21 protein-coding genes and 1 other RNA gene are annotated in these 21,369 nt (G+C 46.5%); 5 read left to right on the forward strand and 17 right to left on the reverse strand.

Annotated elements, in window-relative coordinates:
- Positions 1-7: 7 nt before the first annotated feature.
- From OM95_RS08180 to OM95_RS08195, 4 genes are all read right to left on the reverse strand, one after another.
- Positions 8-1,051: a rod shape-determining protein gene (locus OM95_RS08180; protein WP_015089392.1), complete on the reverse strand. Its 1,044-nt coding sequence runs from the start codon at positions 1,049-1,051 to the stop codon at positions 8-10.
- Positions 1,052-1,129: 78 nt separating this feature from the next.
- Complete coding sequence (locus tag OM95_RS08185; protein WP_041872455.1) at positions 1,130-2,158, reverse strand: hypothetical protein; 1,029 nt, start codon at positions 2,156-2,158, stop codon at positions 1,130-1,132.
- Between the two features lie 138 nt (positions 2,159-2,296).
- Positions 2,297-3,928 carry a glycerol-3-phosphate dehydrogenase/oxidase gene (locus tag OM95_RS08190; protein ID WP_041872457.1) on the reverse strand — a complete coding sequence of 544 codons (1,632 nt, stop codon included), beginning with the start codon at positions 3,926-3,928 and terminating at the stop codon, positions 2,297-2,299.
- A 5-nt stretch (positions 3,929-3,933) separates the two neighbouring features.
- Positions 3,934-4,389, reverse strand: a complete 456-nt coding sequence (locus tag OM95_RS08195; RefSeq protein ID WP_041872458.1) for a hypothetical protein — start codon at positions 4,387-4,389, stop codon at positions 3,934-3,936.
- A 51-nt stretch (positions 4,390-4,440) separates the two neighbouring features.
- Here OM95_RS08195 and OM95_RS08200 point away from each other — a divergent pair, with 51 nt between their 5' ends.
- Positions 4,441-5,187, forward strand: coding sequence for an HAD-IB family phosphatase (locus OM95_RS08200; protein ID WP_041872460.1), 747 nt, complete (start codon positions 4,441-4,443; stop codon positions 5,185-5,187).
- A 114-nt stretch (positions 5,188-5,301) separates the two neighbouring features.
- Positions 5,302-6,636 carry a PAS domain-containing protein gene (locus OM95_RS08205; RefSeq protein ID WP_291515925.1) on the forward strand — a complete coding sequence of 445 codons (1,335 nt, stop codon included), beginning with the start codon at positions 5,302-5,304 and terminating at the stop codon, positions 6,634-6,636.
- A 35-nt stretch (positions 6,637-6,671) separates the two neighbouring features.
- Here the strand turns inward: OM95_RS08205 and OM95_RS08210 are convergent, their stop codons facing one another.
- Genes OM95_RS08210 through OM95_RS08240 form a run of 7 tightly spaced genes read right to left on the reverse strand, consistent with a single transcriptional unit; the run spans position 6,672 to position 12,592 of the window.
- Entirely contained in the window at positions 6,672-7,991 is a 1,320-nt protein-coding gene (locus tag OM95_RS08210) for an aminopeptidase P family protein (RefSeq protein ID WP_041872462.1), read from the reverse strand.
- An 8-nt stretch (positions 7,992-7,999) separates the two neighbouring features.
- On the reverse strand, positions 8,000-8,992 hold the full coding sequence (locus OM95_RS08215) for a patatin-like phospholipase family protein (protein WP_291515889.1): 993 nt from the start codon (positions 8,990-8,992) through the stop codon (positions 8,000-8,002).
- Between the two features lie 42 nt (positions 8,993-9,034).
- The gene (locus OM95_RS08220) at positions 9,035-9,814 is read right to left on the reverse strand and encodes a TlyA family RNA methyltransferase (RefSeq protein ID WP_041872464.1); all 780 of its coding nucleotides are present in this window, start codon (positions 9,812-9,814) and stop codon (positions 9,035-9,037) included.
- Between the two features lie 2 nt (positions 9,815-9,816).
- Positions 9,817-10,686 (reverse strand): polyprenyl synthetase family protein, encoded by an 870-nt coding sequence (locus OM95_RS08225; RefSeq protein WP_041872467.1) that lies wholly within the window; start codon positions 10,684-10,686, stop codon positions 9,817-9,819.
- A gap of 2 nt (positions 10,687-10,688) precedes the next feature.
- Complete coding sequence (locus tag OM95_RS08230) at positions 10,689-10,913, reverse strand: exodeoxyribonuclease VII small subunit (RefSeq protein ID WP_041872469.1); 225 nt, start codon at positions 10,911-10,913, stop codon at positions 10,689-10,691.
- On the reverse strand, positions 10,914-12,320 hold the full coding sequence (xseA, locus tag OM95_RS08235; protein WP_041872471.1) for an exodeoxyribonuclease VII large subunit: 1,407 nt from the start codon (positions 12,318-12,320) through the stop codon (positions 10,914-10,916). It abuts the gene before it with no gap.
- Between the two features lie 53 nt (positions 12,321-12,373).
- Positions 12,374-12,592 (reverse strand): hypothetical protein, encoded by a 219-nt coding sequence (locus OM95_RS08240; protein ID WP_041872473.1) that lies wholly within the window; start codon positions 12,590-12,592, stop codon positions 12,374-12,376.
- Positions 12,593-12,670: 78 nt separating this feature from the next.
- On the opposite strand from OM95_RS08240, the gene ssrS reads away from it, so the two are divergent.
- The 3 genes from ssrS (at position 12,671) to OM95_RS08250 (ending at position 15,498) form a co-directional block, all read left to right on the forward strand.
- Positions 12,671-12,846: non-coding RNA, 6S RNA (gene ssrS / locus OM95_RS17215), on the forward strand.
- A gap of 151 nt (positions 12,847-12,997) precedes the next feature.
- On the forward strand, positions 12,998-14,968 hold the full coding sequence (locus tag OM95_RS08245; RefSeq protein ID WP_041872476.1) for a hypothetical protein: 1,971 nt from the start codon (positions 12,998-13,000) through the stop codon (positions 14,966-14,968).
- On the forward strand, positions 14,947-15,498 hold the full coding sequence (locus OM95_RS08250) for a hypothetical protein (protein WP_041872478.1): 552 nt from the start codon (positions 14,947-14,949) through the stop codon (positions 15,496-15,498). Before OM95_RS08245 ends, OM95_RS08250 begins: the two co-directional genes overlap by 22 nt.
- 6 nt (positions 15,499-15,504) lie before the next feature.
- Here OM95_RS08250 and OM95_RS08255 read toward each other — a convergent pair whose 3' ends face one another.
- From OM95_RS08255 to OM95_RS08280, 6 genes are read right to left on the reverse strand one after another with little or no spacing between them, the layout of a single operon-like run.
- Entirely contained in the window at positions 15,505-16,065 is a 561-nt protein-coding gene (locus OM95_RS08255) for a NifU family protein (RefSeq protein ID WP_041872481.1), read from the reverse strand.
- Positions 16,062-17,291: a cysteine desulfurase gene (locus OM95_RS08260; RefSeq protein WP_041872483.1), complete on the reverse strand. Its 1,230-nt coding sequence runs from the start codon at positions 17,289-17,291 to the stop codon at positions 16,062-16,064. Before OM95_RS08260 ends, OM95_RS08255 begins: the two co-directional genes overlap by 4 nt.
- A gap of 3 nt (positions 17,292-17,294) precedes the next feature.
- Positions 17,295-18,551, reverse strand: a complete 1,257-nt coding sequence (sufD, locus tag OM95_RS08265; protein WP_041872485.1) for a Fe-S cluster assembly protein SufD — start codon at positions 18,549-18,551, stop codon at positions 17,295-17,297.
- Positions 18,552-18,571: 20 nt separating this feature from the next.
- The gene (sufC, locus tag OM95_RS08270) at positions 18,572-19,321 is read right to left on the reverse strand and encodes a Fe-S cluster assembly ATPase SufC (RefSeq protein WP_041872487.1); all 750 of its coding nucleotides are present in this window, start codon (positions 19,319-19,321) and stop codon (positions 18,572-18,574) included.
- A 24-nt stretch (positions 19,322-19,345) separates the two neighbouring features.
- On the reverse strand, positions 19,346-20,797 hold the full coding sequence (gene sufB / locus OM95_RS08275) for a Fe-S cluster assembly protein SufB (RefSeq protein WP_041872488.1): 1,452 nt from the start codon (positions 20,795-20,797) through the stop codon (positions 19,346-19,348).
- Positions 20,787-21,242, reverse strand: a complete 456-nt coding sequence (locus OM95_RS08280; protein WP_041872489.1) for an Rrf2 family transcriptional regulator — start codon at positions 21,240-21,242, stop codon at positions 20,787-20,789. The genes sufB and OM95_RS08280 overlap by 11 nt, the downstream gene beginning before the upstream one ends.
- Positions 21,243-21,369: the final 127 nt, after the last annotated feature.

Consider the following 21,369-nt stretch of genomic DNA (forward strand, 5'->3'; position numbering starts at 1 on the left):
TTATATATTAGTCGACTGTAAGCTGTCTGAGAAGGTCAAGCTGGTCGAGAACTTTTCCAGAACCCATCACTACGCAGCTTAAAGGATCTTCGGCGATAGAAACAGGCAGACCTGTTCTTTCTCTTAGCAATACGTCGAGGTTCGCCAAAAGAGCACCCCCACCCGTTAGAACGATACCGTTATCGACGATATCAGAAGCCAACTCAGGCGGAGTTTTTTCTAGGGCCGTACGAACCGCATCCACCACTTCAGACAAAGGGTCCATCAATGCATCATTCACTTGAGAAGAGGTGATTTCGATAGTTTTCGGCGCACCGGCAACAAGGTCACGACCTTTGATCTCCATTGATTTTTCTTCTTCAAATGGATACGCATTACCGATTTGGATTTTGATATTTTCAGCGGTTCGCTCACCGATCAACAAATTGAACTGACGACGAACGTAATTCACGATGGCCTCATCGAATTTATCGCCGGCAACCTTGATCGATTTACAGTAAACGATACCACCTAAAGAAATCACCGCAACGCCCGTGGTGCCGCCCCCCATATCCACAACCATGTTTCCAGAAGGTTCTGTGATGGGAAGACCCGCACCGATGGCTGCGGCCATTGGTTCTTCGATCAAATAAACCTCACGAGCTCCCGCAGATTGAGCGGCCTCTTTCACCGCACGCTTTTCAACCTGAGTGATACCGTAAGGAACGCAGATGATAATACGTGGTCGGATGAAGGACTTTTTCTCTCCCAAAGACTTTCCGATGAAGTACTTCAGCATGGATTGAGTCACTTCAAAGTCAGCGATAACACCATCTTTGATAGGGCGGATGGCGACGATACTACCAGGTGTACGTCCCAACATATCTTTAGCTTCTTTACCGACCGCTAAAACACGGTTTTGCATTCCGCGATAATTTTTTTGAACCGCAACAACGGAAGGCTCGTCGAGAATAATTCCACGTCCTTTTACGTACACAAGGGTGTTGGCGGTGCCAAGGTCAATGGCAATATCATTCGAAAAATAATCTTGAACTTTGTCAAAAAAACTCATGCGGACTCTCTCTTTTCAACTCAAGTCTAGGAGCGATGAAAAGCAGAGTCAATGCAGATATTTAGGCCCGTGTCGCAGTTATTTTGACGCAGGTGCGCATTGAAGGACAAAGTCGGAACGGGTCTGGCGACCTTGGTAGCGAATTTCCAGACCTTCATTCAGGGCCGACTCGGCCTTGAATGTCTTGTCGATATCCAACTCGACAGTTTCCACTTCGATGCGCTCTTCTTCTCCGTTGATGGCGGGTTTTAGCTTCACAACGATGGATCCACCGCGACGATTGCGGAAGATTTCTTTCTGTACAGGGCGTGATAAATCCCAGGTCAATGAGTCCTCGCGAACGACAGAGTTTTTGTCGTTCGCGGCACCAAGACGGAAAGAACACTTCACAGATTTCAGGTCTCTTTTGGCAATACGGAAGGCCTTGTCAGAAACGCAAACGGCGTCCACTTCCTTTTCATCAGTAAAATTCGTGACGACCATACGCAAAGAGGACCCCAAACCTCCCCGCGCCGAAAACTTTTCTTCTCCTTTTTGTTGTTGAAGAAAAATTTCTCCTTGAGCTCCGTCGAAACCAGAGGCCGGAGTCACAATGAAACGTGCGCGACCATAGGAACTGCTAGAAAAAAGCAGATCATAAGCTTGAGCCGCACGACCGTTCCAATACATATCACGCATACTTTGGCGACGTTGCGGATTGAAGGGATTGATATTGTCGATGAAGGTCCGATCTTTCAAATCCATCCCGCTGACAATGCAACGAGCCGCACTCGAAGGAAGCAGACTCCCCGCGCTTGTCGACTGAGTTCCCGTACAGTGGCGATTGTAGTGTTCAATTCTAAGCTCACGTGCACAGCTATTATTTAATGCATCATTCAGAAGGGCATCACAGAACTCTTTCTTGGAAAGCAATTTGTGTCGTCCTGTTGAGCAACCGTTGAATGAAAACTCATACGTCAGTTCTTCAGTTACCACCGCGCTTGGCGTTGGATTCGCATTGGGGATGGGAGCCGCAGCCGTGATGGGCTGGCCACCTCCGCTGCCGTTACCACAGGCACCCAAAGTCATAGTGAGGGCTGTTAAAAGCAAAGAATTTTTTAAACTCATCGACATCCTCCACGCACGAGCAACATCGCTTAAAGTTCAAACTTCCTGCCAGCTTAGGTTTAAATATACGACTTAACGGCATCTGCAACTATCTAAGATTTAGACAGTGCTGACAACATCGGTCTCTAAGAGATTGGACTAAAAGTGTTTCTTCCATTCCACCTCGCGGGCCATGTAAGCCGTGAGGTTGTGTTTTTCTTCTTGCAGGCGTTGATCGCTCCATCCCAGTTTTTCCTGAAAGACTGCGCCGATTTCATCAATATGTTTCACGCCGTGATTCCGATCCGCCAAGAAAAGAGGAACGCGACGACAATAGAAGTCACTCATATGCAGACACATCGTAGAGTCGATCGCCTGAGCCGCCTCAAGTTGCCAGTAGCTATATTTCTCAGAATATTTTTCCAGAATCTCTGCCGCCTCTAGGCCATAGCGTTCGCACAGTAGCTTAACATCTTCCAAAGGACGACCCGTTTCTTGCGACCAAGCTTCTGCCAAGCTTTGCGCCTGATGGAATGTATCAACACTGGTATAGGGATTTAAAGGTTTGGCTGTGTCCGCCTTTACAAATTTAACCCGATCTTCCAGGGAAAAGGATTCAAGCGCACGATCCACAGTCTGCTGACACATCAATCGATAAGTCGTGTATTTCCCCCCCGCCACGAACGTGATGCCCGAATCGTCGTTCAGGATTGTATGTTCACGACTGGTTTTTCCTTCTGTCGCTGAACCGTCATGGACTAGCGGTCTGACGCCCGCATAACTGGCTGTCACGTCATGCGCTGTAAGTTTCGCCCCCGGAAAATAGTAGTCCGTGATTGAGAGCAAATATTTCACATCATCGGGTGTCGCCATCACGTTTTCTGGTGACTCTTTGAAATCGGTATCAGTCGTGCCAATAATGATCATTTCATGTCGGGGAATTCCAAACACAATGCGATCGCTTTTTTCCGCCGCCATAACAACCGCGCTGGTCAAAGGCAAACGATGCTTCGGAAGTGTCAGATGAATGCCTTTTGTCGGTCGAAGAATTTTCTTCCAGTCGCGCAGCAGGGTTTGTGCAACTTGATCTGTCCAGGGCCCTACGCTACTGACCACATGACGAGCTTTGATGGAAAAGGTCTCTTTAGAAAACTGTTCTTCACAAACAACTTCGGTGATTTTTCCGTTTGTGTATTTCGCACCTGTGGCTTTCACATAGTTTGCACAAAGGGCACCATTCTCATTCGCCGACCGCAGTGTTTCGTGAACCAGACGATCATCATCCATGTATGCATCTGAGTAGATATAAGAGCCTAAAAGATTTTGCGTTCGAATTGCAGGCATCCTGTCTAAAGATTCTTTCGCACCCAAACGCTCATGGATTTCTGGGGCCTGAAACAAAGAAAGGGCATCGTACAACCACATGCCCATACCCATTTTAAACATGCCTACGCGGCTTTCCTGATAAAGAGGAATCATAAAGCGAAGAGGATGAACCAGATGCGGAGCCATTTCAAACAAACGCGTGCGCTCGTTGAGAGCCTCAAATACCAGTTTAAACTCCATGTTTTCCAGGTAACGAATGCCCCCGTGAATAAGCTTGCTGGATTTTGATGAAGTACCGGATGCGAAGTCACGCGCCTCGATCAATGCGACCTTCATACCGCGAGCTGAAGCGTCGCGGGCCACGCCGGCCCCGTTTATTCCCCCTCCGATAACAACCAGATCAAATTCCTGCGTTTTCATTTTGTTGATATTCTGGATACGGTTGGCGAAGGAGAAATTCTTCATAAATCTTATCCCTTTGTTGTCTTGACTGAAAGAGTGCCCGGCTGCCAGCTTTCCGACTTGAAAGCTTTGATTGAGTTTGGGACCCCATTGTCATTCGGGAAGTAAACACGTTGCAGATGTTTTTCGCGACCAAGTTTGTAGGCAAGCTCACAAAGCTCATCACGAGCCTGAAGCGATGTATATTGAACATGCTCAACCCATAGGGTCTGAGTCTGCCCGTCCAAAAACAAAAGAGGCTGCGCAATAAAATATCCCATGAGCCTGTCGTTTTCGGTGTCGCGAGCTAAGAAACTCCAGCCCAATGGAATATAATGATTCAAGGCCTCAATTCGGAACTTCGAGTTCCAACCCGCCATCATTCTTTCCATCTCGTCCGGATAAGCTTCTTGAAGCTTTTTGTTTTCGAGATCTAAAATATCTTGCAAATCTTCCGCCTGAATCACACGGCAAAAAAGGCTCATGGCCTGAGGTCTCCTTGTCATTTTACTCTTCTTATTTCATACTAGAAGAATATGAAATACAAAGACTATTCCATCGAGATTTGGAACCGCATAAATACGACACTAGACCAAGTTTTGAAAGAGGATTCTTCTCCGGTTGCGGCCTTTGATGCAGATGGAACTCTGTGGGATATTGACTTCGGTGAAACCTTCTTTCGTTATCAAATCAACAACAAGCTTGTCGATTTGCCGCCGCAGGCCTGGAATCTTTATGAATCTATAAAGGCCGAAAATCCCCAAAAAGCCTACCTTTGGCTAGCTCAAATTTGCAAAGGTCAGAAGTTAGAGCAAGTCCACGAGTGGGCTCGTCAGGCCGTGAAAGAACAAGCTCCTCTTCCTATCTTTTTAGAACAGAAGAAGTTGATCGAACTTTTTCTTTCTCGTGGTGTTCGGGTTTTCGTTATTACAGCGTCTGTAAAATGGGCCGTCGAACCCGGCGCTGAAATCATAGGTCTAAACAAGGACAATGTGATCGGTATAGAGACAGTAGTGGAAAATGGCCTTATTACCGAAACGCAAAAAGGTGTGATCACCTATCGCGAAGGAAAAGTAGATGCTTTACTCAAGTTCACTTCCGGCAAGAAACCTTTCTTTGCCTCGGGAAATACCATGGGTGATTTTCAACTTCTTCAATCTTCGACACATTTAAGCCTTGCGGTCAGTGCAGCTTCACGCGACGACAAACTTTTCAAGACAGAGTTTGAACTCCAACAACATGCGCACAACAATTCTTGGTTGCATCATCGCTTCATTGGCTAGAAGAAATACGTCTCATCCTCCCGTCGATATTTCACGAATCATTTTCATAAATCTTGCGTTTGTATTCTCAAGAATATAAAAGTGCCTGCACATTGGAGGCACTGCGTGTTGGATATGGAAGCTGACTTCGCATTAGAAGAACTATTCTTTTCAAAAACTGACTTTAAAGGGCGTATCGAAGCCGCCAATAAAGTTTTTCTTCGAGTCAGTGAGTATGCAGAACACGAAGTCATGCAGAAACCTCACAACATCATCAGGCACGCGGATATGCCCCGCAGTGTCTTCAAGCTTTTTTGGAGCTTTCTGCAAAATCGCCGCCCCATTTGTGCCTACGTCAAAAACAAAAGCAAGAGCGGCCGCTACTACTGGGTTTTCGCAATGGCTTTTCCCATGCAGGATGGATATCTTTCCATCCGACTCAAGCCCAGCACGGCTCTCTTGCCTGAAGTTCAGAATATTTATAACGACCTCATTCAAAAAGAAGGCGCGGGAGAAGACCTCGATACTGCCGTCCAGACACTTCTTCAGGCACTTAAAGACAGAGGCTTTAATTCTTATGAAGAATTTATGTCTCACGCCCTGTTAACAGAGATGAAGTCTCGAGATCAGTTGCTGTCCTCCACAGAAAATGTTTTAGACATCAATGCCGTCCAAGGTTTACTAAGAACTCTTCTTACGAGCTCGCGTTCTTGCACAGTGATGGCCCGAGAGGCCTTTCGCATCGCGGATCAACTAACCGAAAGAACCAGAGTCCTGAACTCGAAATCTCATGGCTTGGCCGATATTTGTTCGCAAGTTCAGATGGTAACGACAAATCTGACTATTTCTGCTGCGAAATTGGGAGAGGCAGGAAAACCGTTAGCGGTCGTTTCCAATAATCTTGAAAAATTGGCTTCAGAAATACTTTCCAACTCAGAGGACTTTGAAAAAACTTTTGCCGCCTTCGATCGGGCTGCGTCGGGAATGTTCATTGCCATTGCTATTGCCCGCTTCCAAGTAGAAATGATGAACTGTCTGCTCGAAGAATCTTTATTAACAGACAAATCTGCTTCTTTGGAAAAAGAACAAGAAAAGATTCTTAAACAAAACTGCGATCTGCTTAAACAACTTATTTCAACGAACTTCGCGGAAGTACAAGCCACCGCTCAAAAATTGATCGAAGAAAACAAATCACTCATACAATGTGTTGCGATGCTTTCAAAAGTGACGGCCGGAATGGATGTTATTTGCGTGGTTGGTAAAATCGAAATGGCCCGAGTGAAAGAGCTCTCATCTTCATTGGAAGCCCTTTTAGGGGACATGGAGGGCTTAACGGAAGATTTCAAACAAATCCTGCGTTGGATCGATGGAGAAAGTAAATCAGGATTGCATCAGTCCAACAGATTGAGAGAGCGCCTCTCCGTCATTTCGCAGAACCTGACCGCCGTCGAAAGTGCCCTTGGGGCATAAAAAAAGCCTCTTGGATTCAAGAGGCTTTTTTTAACCTAAGCTTTACCCACGACTTTTTCGATATCCGTAATTTCTTTGGGAACAGAAGAGGTCATGTTCTCTGATCCTGTGGAAGTCACACGGATATTATCCTCGATACGAATGCCAATGCCACGATACTTTTGTGGCGCAGACGTATCTTCTGCCGGAATATAAAGACCCGGCTCGATTGTAAAACACATATTGGCTTCGATCGGACGCGGCTCTCCTTTTTTGAAATAAAGGCCGGCATCATGCACATCCATACCTAACCAATGACCGATGCCATGCGGATAATACTTCTTTTGCGCCAAAGCTTGAATCAAATCCTCTTTTCGTCCCGAAAGAAGACCCAGCTCCAACATCAGATCAGTCAGCAAAGACGTGCCCATTTCATGAAGATCTTTGAAGACAATTCCCGGTTTTACAAAATCGATGATTTGCTTTTGCACTTTAAGAACGCCCTCATAGACGCGCGCTTGCTCGTCGGTGAATTTGCCGTTCACGGGGTAGGTTCTTGTAATGTCACCAGTGTAGTAATTGTATTCAGCACCGGAATCGATCAAAAGCAGGTCGCCATCTTTGCAGATCTGATCATTAAAATTGTAGTGCAGTGTCGTTGCGGCGTTTCCCGACGCCACAATGTGATTGTAACCTTCACGGGCAGAACCCTTCATAAAGTAGTGATGCGCAAGGACCGCTTGAACCTGACGTTCAGTCACTCCAGGACGAGTGAAGCGCATTGCCGCCAAATGTCCTTGAGCGGATATTTCACAAGCCTCACGAAGTTGGGTCAGCTCATATTCGCTTTTTACCAGTCGCAACTCACCCAACAAGGTGTCTGCATCATGAATAGAAAGAAGGCCATATCCGGTGCGTCCCTGCATTTGTTTAACAGATTCAAGAACACCCTGCATCTGGTGATCTACTTCCGGGTTCTTGAACAATCGGTAATAAATGCGATCAACTTCTTTAAGAAGTTGCGGCGCTACTTTAGAAAACTCATCAATGGGGTAGGCTTTATCAATCTTGAATTCGCTCTCACAGCCCTCCGGGCCATAACGGAACCCATCCCAAGTTTCGCGCTCGGGATCACGTCGACGCACGAACATAACAGTCTCTGGTTTTAAGCCAGGACGATAGATCAGAATAGATTCAGGCTCTTCCCAGCCCGTCAGATAAAAAAGATTTGAATCCTGGCGATACGCGAAATGCACATCATGATTGCGAATGTGCTCTGGATGAGAAGCCACGATCAAGGCCCCGCCCTGAATTTCTTGGCCGACCTTTCTTCTTCTTTCTGCAAAAACGTTCATATCAAAAGTGGGTTTTCTCATACAATCTCCTAAAGGCCCCATTTACGAGTCAGAGTTTTTAGTTGGCGAGCTGCTGAATCAGCTCCCTTGCTCATGATCTCTCGGCGCTTATCAAAATCCATAATACCATAATTGGTTGTATCTAAGTACACAACAGTATCCACGCCCGCAAAAGGCTTATTATACAGTCCTGCTATCTCATTCCATAGGACGTTATCGGTTGCTGCGGCATCTAAAGTATAAGGCTTCGCGCCGCCTGGAGGCTGTAACACGTTTACCAAAACAATGTAGTTCGCCCCTTTGCTACGTAAATAGTTGGCCAACGCCGTCACATCGCGCACACCGGAAACATTTTGTCCTTGATAGGGCTTAAAGAACGGCGGGTAAGCCATGCACAGGTACATAAGCTGATCCAAGCCACCACGATTCATCAAATAGACTTGGTTCTTTTTCATATTATAAGAGGGGCATGCGAATGGAACCCGAAAGTCCTCCACTTTAGAGCGACTAAAAGCAGTTCCCATAAAATCTTTAAGAACGGTGACATCACTATTCTTACTTACCGAGCCCAACAAAGAAGTTTTAATAACATCTTCGCTTTTCAACTTAAACATCTGCCATTCGACATCATTGGCCTGCTCCTTGTTGGCATATAAAGCCGCCATCGGTGCCGCAAATTCAATGCCCCCAATGGAATGCACCGGAACTTTTGCTCGCTGCAACTCATGAAGAAATCCAATGTGAGCATAGGTTTTTGCCCCTCCGGCGCCAAGAATGATCCCCATTTTTGGCATTGTCGGAATCACCGGAGCTGGAGGAGGAGGTGGTGTGGGAACTTGCACAGCCTCTTCTTCATCTGACTCTATCAGCGGAGGCTGTGGGATGCTGGGCTGCTGAGGTGTCTGCGTCACCGGCGGACGAGGTTGAGGTTGTTTGCGTATATCTTCACGCGTACGAATAGACTGACAGCCTACAACAAAAAGCAAAGAAGAAATGAACCCTAGAGAGAATATCAATCGCATTGGTTCCCCTTTTTTATTAGCCAAGTCTAGCATCCAACTTTGTCACATTCTATTTAAATGACGACAATAAATGAAGAACTCGCGATTCCCGTCTTTGCCTTCGATAGGAGACGGAAAGTAGTCCAGAACCTCCAGCGATTGCTGTGCGCAAGATTCGCGAATTTTCCTTTCGACTTCAGAATAAAGACTTTCGTCTTTAACAATTCCACCCTTTCCCAACCCTTCAACACCGACCTCGAATTGAGGTTTTACCAAGCTAAGAATGCCGCCCCGTGAATTAAGAAAAAAAGGCAGCTCAGGAAGAATCAAGGTGATGGAAATGAAAGACACATCCATCACAATCAAATCAAATTTTTCTTTGGGAACGTATGGAAGAACGGTGTCGTCTTTGGAAAGACTGCGGGCATTAACTCCTTCACACACCTTCAATCTTGAATCATTTAAAAGACGAGGATGAACCTGGCCGTGTCCGACATCGACACCAAGCACATACTTTGCTCCACTTTGTAAAAGACAATCGGTGAACCCACCGGTCGAAATACCCACATCAAGAACATTTTTGTCCTTAAGAGTGAGCTTCACGTGTTGAAGAGCTCCTTCCAGTTTCAGGCCCCCACGAGACACAAACCGATTGGCGGGACCGGCCTCCACAAGAATATTGCAATCACCCGTCAGCGCTTGACTGGCCTTCTTGAGCTCGCGGCGATGGGCGCCTTCTACAATAAAGACCTGGCCAGCTTCAATGAGTTCTTGAGCATGCGTGCGCGATTGGGCCAATCCCTTTTCAACAAGATAGACATCCAACCGCACTTTTTTAGACATAGTTAAACCTGGCGTTTTTGATTGAAGCTGATCAGATATTCCAACATCGGAGCGTCAGCTGATACTTTATGCAGCTCTTGCAAAGCCGAGGAGCTGACTTCTTGAAGGTAGGACTTTGTTTCTTCCAGACCTAAAATCCCCGTGAAGCTACGCACGTCTTGATCTTTTTCTCCGTGATCCAAAACATCGTCGGCAACCTGAAAAGCCAGACCCAAACCCTCGCCGAATTTTTTTAAATGTTCAATTTCAGCGGGACGTGCTCCGGCGATGACCGCGGCACCTTCAACCGCTACGCGAATAAGAGCCCCCGTTTTCAAAAGATGAAGGTGCGCGATTTCTTCCTTCATCATCTTACGTGGGCCTGGGCGCAAATCAATGGCTTGCCCCCCGACCATCCCGCGAATTCCCGCCGCTGAAGAAAGCAGACGCACCAGTTGTCCTACCAAAAATGTTGAGTCACTGTACTTTTCGGAAATTAAATAAAAGGCTTCAGTTAAAAGAGCATCCCCCGCAAGCAGGGCAAAGTCTTCCCCGTACACTTTGTGGTTGGTGGGTTTGCCACGACGAACATCGTCGTTATCCATGCAAGGCAAGTCGTCATGAATCAAAGAATAAGTGTGAACCAGCTCCACCGCCGCAGCGAAAGGCAGTACTTTATCTGAGGGACAACCAAGAAGCTCCCCTACAAGAACAGACAAAACTGGGCGGAAACGTTTGCCTCCGTTTGTCGCCGAATAAAGCATTGATTTTCGTAATTCAGCAATCGCGGCACCCGCAGGCAAGTCCATTGATTCAAGGTAGTGATCAACATACTGATTCACCGCTTGAACGCGAGCCGAGATCTCTTGTTCTAATTGAATCGCCAAATCCAAAACTAATTTTCCTCTGAAGTAAAATCCGTCACGACGGGCTGACCATCAGCTCCAACCGACATCAAAAGCTTCACTTTACTTTCGGCTTCGTTTAAACGCTGATGACATTCCCGAGAAAGTTTAACGCCCTCTTCGAAAAGCTTTAAAGAGTCCTCTAATGCCAGGTCTCCTTTTTCCATTTTTTGAACGATTTCTTCAAGACGGTTTAATTTTTTTTCAAAATCCATCTATTCACCTTTCACGCTGTTCACGACAGCCGTCAGCGAACCTTGAGCCAAGCGCACTTCGATAGTATCGCCCTTTTCAACCTGGTCCGCGGATTTAATGACTTCATTATTTTTTGTAACAATCGAATATCCGCGCTCAACCACTTTCAACGGGCTTAGGCTATCCAAGATACCCATTAAACGTGACATGCGGGCATGTTTTTTCTCAATGGAAAAGATCAGGGCTTTTTCCGTACGCGCCTTGAGATATTGCAGGTCTTTTCTTTTTTCATTGATCAAGTCTTGCGGTGATCCCAACTTTTCTGTCAAAAGTTCCACCCGATGAGCCCGCTCTTTTAACAAGCGATTCATCGCAAACTCCAGGCGATTTAATAAATCATCGTTACGCAGCTCTAAATCCTGCAAGCGACGTTTAGGATCAACCAAACGTTTTGACAGCCCCAGCATCTTTTCGCGCAGATGTTTCATCTTTTTTTCAAAAGACATGTAAAGCATGCGCTCTAAAGACTTCACTTTGTTTGCAAGTTCACCGGAGCTTTTGGCAACAAGCTCGGCCGCTGCGGACGGAGTCGGAGCACGCAAATCCGCCACGAAATCCGCGATCGTAAAATCGATTTCGTGTCCTACTGCCGAAATCACAGGAACGGGACTGGAAGCAATGAGGCGTGCCAACGTTTCATCATTGAAACACCACATGTCCTCGATAGAACCTCCTCCACGACCGACGATGACGACATCGACACCAGGAAGTTTTATGGCCTTTTTAAAGGCTTCACAAATTTGTGGAGCCGCACCTTCTCCTTGAACGACTGTTGGGACGACAGTGACTTGGATGGATTTCGCCCGGCGCGACAGCACATTCAAAATATCCCGAATGGCGGCTCCGGTCGGAGAAGTCACGACCGCAATATGGCGGGGGAACGTGGGGATTTGTTTTTTTCGTGAAGACTCAAAAAGTCCTTCCGCTTTCAATTTGGCCTTCAGCTGTTCAAAAGCCTTTTGCAAAGCGCCGGCCCCAACGGGCTCCATCATCTCGCACATGAGTTGATAGTTGCCGCGCGGTTCATACACGGTAATACGTCCACGCACGATAACTTCCATGCCGTCGGTCGGCTTGAACTTTAGGCGTGAGTTATGCCCGCGAAACATCACGGCTGTGATTTGTGATTTCGGATCCTTCAGACTGAAATAGAAGTGACCCGACGAGTGCGCTTTGAAGTTTGAAATTTCGCCCTTCACCCACACCATGCCCACCTGCCCCTCTAGCAGTTGTTTGATGTAAACATTCAATTGCTCAATAGAAAGAACTGTGGGCTCGTTGGATTTCGTCAAAACATCAGCCGCGCCAAGAGTGACTTGCGCTGACATTTCCGTTTTGCGAAGAGGTTGGTTTGGAGCATCTGACATGGAAGCAGAAGTTAGTCTTCCCTGCCCCGTGAGTCAATACCTTGAGAGTCAACTTACAGAGATGAATACCACACGTTTTGTGCGGACCACAGGCCACCAACGAAGAAACACACCCATCCCAAGGATTTATGGCGCGCAAGATTCTGATACATCTCTCCCATACGCTCTTGGCCGACCCGCGCTAGATAAGGGTTTTCCAGCACAAAGACCATCAAGAGTCCATAGAAAAAAACGAAGAAGGGAAAAATAAAATCGAGCTTTTCTGGTGTCATAAGCAATTTATCGGAATCTTATCGTAAAAGTGAGAGTCCGGTTTAATTGACGGAATAAAGTTCCGTGATAGAATGAGGGTAAGGGTTCGACGGCGTAAAGCTCATCGAAAATAAACCTTACAAGCATAATTACGGGGACTGTCCCTGACAATGGTGTGCAAGCTCAACTCGTATTGAGAAGCCTGAAGTTGTTAACATGGTCACCCACCTTAGCTAAGAGGTTTAGTTTTCAGAGTGGCCATCGAGCCTTTTTTTATTTGCGCACAAGGCGCGCCAGGCGCTTTTTCCTCGTGTTTCTTCTTGAGACAGTCCTGCAAAAAACTTCGTCAATTTGCGACATATTTAAAATAAATTTCAACCTAAACCCTCGTTCAGTCATGCCTTTTTAAGTCCGATAAGCTTCATATGAAATCACGGATTCTAGCGGCTGCTCTGTGCATCCTATCGTTATCTATTACTGCGTGCGGTGGCGGCGGCTTTTCGCCTAACGACTATAGTTCAGTTCCGGCGTCGCCTGAGCCGACCTACTATGGAAGTCCCAAGGCTGTCAGTGATCCCGTATTGGTTACGATTCCGGCAAAGTTTTTATACCGTCCAATTGTGTTTAATATCCCCGAAGATAGCGGCAACAGAAACGGTCTTAGTTCCGTCGTGAGCACCGCCGGCGCCTTCCCCATCCCCTTTGCGGAATTTCATATTTATAACTCCTCCGGCGAGCGCGTTCAGCAAGGGGAAACAAACACTCAAGGATATGCCATCTTTGAAATGCCCAAGACCGCCGGAACTTATACCTTGAAAGTGTTTTCACGCGCCTACAATAGCTACCTGAAGGTCAGCATTCTTGAAGACATTTATGCAAACACGCCCTATGCGATCGCAAAGTCCTTCACGATCTCTTCGGCTAACATCACTTCGGGCACACTCGATCTAAGTTCATCGCCCGTCTATGCGGAAGCCAGCGAGGCCGCTTCTGCAAAAATCGAAGGCGGCGCCTTCAATATTATGTACAACATTTTGCTCGCCAACGAATTCATCCGTCGCAACATCGGAAAAAATGGCACCGTGGCGGGAACACCTGAAGCCAACGCCAACAAGTGGTGGGTCGCAGAAAAAGTCACAGTCTATTGGAAGGCGGGTTTCAATCCGTACACCTATTTTAACGTCTCGACGCCCTTATCTTTCTATTCACCGGGCGAAAGAAAGTTGTATATTCTTGGCGGTTCAAATGGCGACGTGAAAACTTCGGATACAGATCATTTCGACGACTCGGTGATTCTTCATGAATACGGCCATTTTCTTGAAGATGTTTACGGCAACTCAGAATCACCGGGTGGATCGCACAACGGGAACTTCATTATTGATGCGCGACTTGCGTGGAGTGAGGGCTGGGCCAACTTCCTTCAAGGAGCCATCTTAACAGGTGCTGATGCCAAAAGCAGTTCTGCCGCAGAAGATCGCATACCGACCACAAAAAAGTATCACTACTACGTGGATACCTTCGGTTATAAGGGTAGCTGCACGACTTGTATCGGTATCTCATTCAACCTTGCCGCCGTGGGAACTGATACGTCTCAACCCGACAACGTTGATGGCGATCTAGATGGCACGGGAACTTTCCGTGAAGTCTCTATTTCCCGAACACTTTACAAAGCAACACGCAACATCGCTTCATCTTACTCGGCTGGGAAACCTGGTGGCGGAGTAACGTTCGCAAATATCTGGAAAGTCTTTGCGGGCGAAGATACTTCCGGTCACGGCAAAAGCAATCCTTTGACCTATAGCTTGGTTAACACATCGATCTACCCAATTCCTAACTCTGGCTTATTCAATTGGATGCTGTCGCAAAGTGGCTTTGGCACAAGCGAATGGGATGACATTCTAGTCGAAGAAAAACAGAATAAAACGACGCACGATTACGCTTATTTCCTGACGCCCAACACGTGCTCAGCCGAAACCATTAGCGGCGGGGCCGTCGAATATACCATGAGCTACAAAGATTCCGTTCGTCGCTCCAATCAGCAAAAGAACAATGACTTTTACCTGTATAAACATGATGGGTCTTCGACGACGTTAACTCTTGAAAATTCAGTATCGGGAAGTAATGCGCCGAATTTGGATCTGATTCTTTATTATGGCTCTTACGTCTATTTCGAGGATGACTATTGGTATGCCGGCTACAAGAGTCCGTACATCGCCAGACAAAGTCGAAACGCCACGGGTTCAGAAACAATTTCTTTAAGTGGCCTGCCTGCGGGCTTCTACATTCTTAATGTGAAGGTCAACGCTTATGGTAAGACCAACGCAGAAATGCAGGGAACAGCAACCTACACCATCAAAAAAGGAAGTCAGCAGCTATGCGGTACAGAACAGCCGTAACCCTTTTTATAGGACTTATATTTGCAATCACAGGCCTTGCGTACATCTCGAATAAAGAGAAACACCGAGAACCCGCCTCCGTAAAAAGCAAATTTTGGATGCCAGTCCCCGTGGGAAAACACCTGGCACTGGTCAAAGTTGAAGTCGCCTCCTCAGAGATCCCTAGCTCAGGCAATGACGAAGTTCATCTGATCGGAAGAATCCTGGTTAATCAGGAAATGACTGGGGACCTTTCCTATGAATGGTCCGTTCCAGAAGATGTCCAAGTTGTTGAAGGCCACCTCAGTGATAGTTATGCAAATGTGAAAATGGGCCAAATCGTTGAAGTCAAATTGACGGTCAGTGGTTTTAATAAAGAAAAACAAAGAACAATTTCACTTCAAGCTTATGGTGCACGCGGTGAAGAGAAAATGGGAAACTCAGCAGTCGTAGTAAGCCGCCCCGAGGATACCTGGGAATCGGTCGCTTCAGAAATGAAAAAGGCCGCGGATGAACAGCTCGGGTCTGAGTCGAAAACCGTCGGCCGATAAAAAAGATTAAACCGGAATCACTTCGATTTCGGGATTGAATTGATCTCGCAAAATTCCCTCAATCGCCATCAATGTTCCAGACGTGGCACTTGGGCAAGTTCCACATGCCCCTTGATAAAATACATAGAGCTTATTGTCTTCGTACTTCACCACATCCAAGTCCCCGCCATCGCCTTGCAGACCGGGACGAACAGTTTCATCCAAAATCTCTTCAATACGCTGAACTTCAGGTGGCTGACTGGCGCGACGCAATTTCTTTTCATCCATCTGCGTCTGATTGGGATTATGCACAGGCATGCGTGTCTGAATAACCGCACACACATTTTTTTGAATCTCTTCCGGATCAGCGTCGAAGTTGTGAGTGATCGTGATCACATTCTGAAAGAAGTGAACCTGACGAACACCTTCCACTTGAAACAGGGCTGAAGCCAGCAAGCTTTGGTCTGCCTCTTTGGCGTCGGCATACGTCGCTTTTCCTTCAGTCAATACGGGGCGATCCAACACAAATTTCCAAGCATTAGGATTTGGAGTCGCTTGAATACGGATGAGTACATCTTGGCTGCTCATAACAACATCTCCCGGGCTTTCGCCACGGCTTTTACTAAGGCATCAATGTCTTGATGATTATTATACACGGAAAAAGAAGCGCGGACTGTTCCAGGCACGCCTAGTCTAGCCATCAGAGGCTGAGTGCAATGGTGGCCCGCGCGAACGGCAACGCCTTCCTGATCCAGAATTTGCCCGATATCAGAATGGTGAGCCCCTTTTATATTAAACGATAGAATAGGACCTTTATTTGCGGCTGTTCCGAAGATTTTCACATCCGGAACTGCTAACAGCTTTTCGGTCGCATATGCTAGTAAATCCATTTCATAGCTGTGGATTTTTTCAAGCCCGATTCGGTTTACGAAATCAATTGCCGCGTGCAAGCCAACGGCACCTTCGATATGCGGTGTTCCCGCCTCAAAACGGAAAGGCACATCGTTGTAGGTGGTTTTCTCAACCGTGACTTTGGCAATCATGCTGCCGCCACCTTGATAGGGCGACATTCCGTCCAGAATCTCTTTTTTGCCGTAAACGACCCCCATCCCAAAGGGACCAAAAACCTTATGGGCCGAGAAGACAAAGAAATCACAATCGATATCCTGAACATCGACTTTTGCCTGAGAAACAACCTGCGCACCATCAATAAGAACCTTTGCGCCCGCTTCGTGAGCGAGCTTGGTCAAAAGTTTCATATCATTGTTCGTGCCTAAAACATTTGAGCAACCAGTGAAGGCCACCATTTTTGTCTTGGTAGAAAGTTTCTTTTTAAAGTCTTCGACGTTCAGCTCACCATTATCCAAAATGTCCACGGCCAGTACTTTTGCACCGACTTTTTCAGCGACCATTTGCCAAGGAACGATATTCCCGTGATGCTCCATCACAGTAATTAGGATCTCGTCGCCCTCTTTCAGATTTGTCATTCCCCACGAGTGTGCCACAAGGTTGACACCTTCCGTGGTTCCCCGCACGAAAACAATTTCTTCAGACATACGAGCATTTAAAAACTGCGCCACACTATTACGAGCCGCTTCGAAAGCTTGAGTCGCAACATCACCTAAGTAATGGGCACCCCTATGCACGTTCGATGTCTCAAAAGAGTAAAAATGAGTAATACGATCGATCACGGCCTGCGGCTTCAACGTGGTGGCACCACTGTCCAAATACACCAGACTTTTCCCGTGCACTTTTTGAGTAAGTGCCGGAAATTCATTTCTAACTGCCGAAAAGACCTGTTCTAATTGACTCATTACCTACCCGTTAACATGAAGACGTGTGAACGCCTCATCCAAATGACGAGTCAGCCATTTTTGAATGCTGTCGTCAGAGATTTTATAAATTACTTCCGAAAGAAACCCATAACTCAACATGGGGATGGCTTTCGCTTTGGGAATCGCGCGTGATTGCAAATAGAAAAGCTCTTCGCGATTTAATTGACCAACTGTTGAACCATGCGCCGCTTTAACGTCGTCCGCATAAACTTCAAGCCCCGGCTTGCTATCGGCTTCCGCCTTAGAACTTAATAACAGATTATTGTTAAGTTGAGCCGAGTCCGCTTTCTGAGCCCCTTTTTGAATCAGAACTTTTCCACTGAATACGGAACGGGATTCGCCGTCCAAAATACCTTTGTAAAGCTGATTCGTATGGCATTCGCCAACCTGGTGGTTGATTAAAGAGGTGTTATCGACGTGTTGCTTACCGCTAACCGCATAAACACCCAAGATCTCGGTGGAAGAACCCTGACCCGTCAAAGTCACATCCAAGGAATGACGAGACAACATTGCTCCGGTTGCAAAAGCCAGACTTTCAACATTCGCGTTCTTTTCAACCGTGAGGCGTGTGCGACCGATATTAACGGCAGACTCGCCTTCCCCTTGCAAACGCACATAAATAACCTTCGCACTTTCACCCACGTGAAGATCCATCACGGAATTCACGAAGTAAGAAGTGGATGATCCGTGGTAGCTCTCCAAAATTTTAACGGAAGAGCGTGCGCCCACATGCAATGAAATACGAGGATGAACCATCAGGGCGCTACCGCCCTCTGTGGAAGTGAAAAACACGAAATTCACAGGTTTTTCCACAGAGGTTTCTTTCGCCAAGGAAAGAACGAAAGGTTTCGCCAGATAGGCGCCATTTAAAGCATCAAAAGTATCATCAAACTGTGTCGGATACTCTGAAAGCTCACGCAAAGAAAATCCCGAAGGCAATTCTTCGGTTAAGGTCTTATCCAAAACACCATTAAAGAAAACAATGTTAATGAATTCAGGGTTCAAACACTTCTTAATCGCCACAGCCGTATCATGGCTGGGCGCAAAAGGATTCACAGCACTTGATGTGTAGTTTGTTTCCCCGAGGACTTTTACACTGGTATAGTGCCACTCTTCATCTTTACGAGTCGGTAGCCCCTTGTGAGAAGCATAGTCAAAACCGGCCTGACGAAAAGAAGCCAAGGCCCCTTCTGCAGGCTGTGTCTGACTGAATTTTTCATAGGTTGAAAGCAAATTCATTTCTTCACCTCGACGGTTGACTACGTCAACCAGTCGTACCCTTTATCTTCAAGCTTCAAAGCCAAAGAGCTGTCGCCTGTTTCAACGATTTTTCCACCCAACAAGACGTGAACATAGTCCGGTTTGATATAGTCCAAAAGTCTTTGATAGTGCGTCACCATTACGATCGCGTTGTCTTTGCGACGCAACTTATTCACACCCTCAGAAACGATGCGAAGAGCATCGATATCAAGACCGGAATCCGTTTCATCCAAAAGCGCTAGGCGCGGCGAAAGAACTGCCATTTGCAGAATTTCATTTTTCTTCTTTTCGCCACCAGAAAATCCCGTGTTCACCGGACGATCCAGATACTCGGGTTTCATGCCGACAAGTTTTAATTTCTGAACCAGGAATTCACGGAACTCCCCTTCCGGCATAGGCTCTGAACCTTGGTGCTGCAAAATCGAATTGAAAGACGTGTGCAGGAAAGTGAAGTTAGAGACACCCGGAACTTCGATGGGATATTGGAATGCTAAGAAGATCCCCTCTTTCGCTCGTTCATCTGGCTCTAGCTCAAGAAGATTCTTCATCTGAAAGTTCACTTCATACTTTACTTCGCCGCCAGTCACTTCATAGGCCGGATGTCCGGCAAGGACTTTAGATAAAGTTGATTTGCCGGAACCATTCGGTCCCATGATCGCATGGACTTCACCCGGCTTGATGGTCAGGTTCAGACCTTTAAGAATTTCTTTTTCTTCAACACGTGCGTGGAGGTTTTTAATTTCTAACATAGCTCTTACCTTTACGTCGCGGGACTAACCCACGCTGTTTTCCAATTTCATTTCAATCAACTTCACGGCTTCGACGGCAAATTCCAGAGGCAATTCTTTAAAGACCTCTTTGCAGAAACCGTTTACGAGCATCGAAATTGTCTTTTCCATATCCAAACCACGAGACTGCAAATAGAAGATCTGGTCTTCACTGATTCGTGAAGTCGTCGCTTCGTGCTCAATCATGGCGGATTTATTTTTTACTTCAATATAGGGGTATGTACTGGCACTGCACTTATCCCCGACAAGCATCGAATCACACTGTGAATAGTTTCGCGCATTTTCAGCAGAAGGCATGATTTTCACTTGGCCACGGTAGGCGTTTGAAGACTTGTCCGTGGAAATACCTTTGGAAATGATCGTGCTTTTTGTGTTTTTACCGATATGAATCATCTTCGTACCGGTGTCGGCCTGCATCAGGTCGTGAGTCAAAGCGACAGAATAGAATGCGCCCTCAGAATAATCCCCTTGCAAGATACAAGAAGGATACTTCCACGTGATGGCGGAACCTGACTCTACCTGAGTCCAAGAAATCTTAGAGCGTTTTCCCGCCGCTTTCCCTCGTTTGGTCACAAAATTGTAGATGCCACCGCGACCTTCTTTATCGCCGGTGTACCAGTTCTGAACCGTGGAGTATTTGATTTCCGCATCATCTAAAGCAATCAACTCGACAACAGCCGCATGCAATTGATTTTCGTCACGCTGAGGGGCCGTGCAACCTTCAAGGTAATTGACGTAACCACCTTCGTCGCAGATCAAAAGAGTTCTTTCAAACTGACCCGTGTCTTTGGCGTTGATACGGAAGTAAGTCGAAAGGTCAATAGGGCAACGAACACCCTTAGGGATGTAACAAAAAGAGCCATCCGTGAAGACGGCGGCATTCAAAGCGGCATAAAAGTTATCCGCATAAGGAACGACAGATCCCAGATATTTTTTTACAAGTTCAGGGTGCTTTTGTACCGCCTCTGAAATCGAGCAGAAAATCACGCCGGCCTTATCCAAAACTTCCGTATGTGTTGTGCCGACAGAAACAGAGTCAAAAACCACATCCACGGCAATTCCGGAAATCCGTTTTTGTTCTGATAAAGGAATGCCTAACTTTTCAAAAGTTTTGATCAACTCAGGATCTAAGTCATCCAACGATTTGGGCTTGTCTGCTTCCGCCTGCTTCTTCGGTGCTGAATAATAACGGATATCCTGGAAATCGATTTTAGGATAAGAAACATGCGCCCACGTCGGCTCGACCATTGTAAGCCAATGGCGGAACGCTTTAAGTCGGTATTCCAACATCCATTCGGGTTCGTTTTTCTTTTGCGAGATCAGACGAATGATGTCTTCATTCAAACCTTTTTGTACGTCGTCGGTTTCAATGTCGGTCGTAAAACCGTATTTATATTCGTAGGACTCTAGAGGGTTGTTGGAGGATTTATTGTCCATGCGCCTCAGCCTCCGCTGACTTTTTGCCAGCCAATGATGATTTATCCACAAGCAGATCTTTCAGGCTCAGGCTTCTATAGAATTCCGTGAGACGATGATTCAGTTGAGTGATGGGTGAAACAATGTTGCAGGTTCCTTGAATTTCGCAAGGCGCCTCTTTATGAAGGCATTTTACAAGTGCCGTCGGACCCTCAATGATCTCGACAAGATCATGAATGGACACTTTGGAAAGGTCTTTGGTGATTTGGTAACCACCGCTAGCACCATATTCAGCGCGAAGAATTCCTTTTTGTGCCATTTGCTGCATAACTCGAGCTGTCGCATCAAAAGGCGTATGAAAAGAATCGGAAACTTCTTTCGCGGACGTCAATTCGCCAGGAATTTTTTTGCTCATGTACTTCAGGGCCATGAGGGCGTATTCGAGTTTGCGGTTGATCTTGTTCATGATTCGTTCTCTGCTCTTTTTGAGCTGCTTTCAGTGGGCTTTTCAATGTGCGTCCACAGTAGGGCTATGCCCCGTTTCTAAACGAAAGTGAAATGAAAAACAAGGGCAAATACGCCTTATTTTAACG

The organism is Bdellovibrio sp. ArHS, from assembly GCF_000786105.1.
Lineage (GTDB): Bacteria > Bdellovibrionota > Bdellovibrionia > Bdellovibrionales > Bdellovibrionaceae > Bdellovibrio.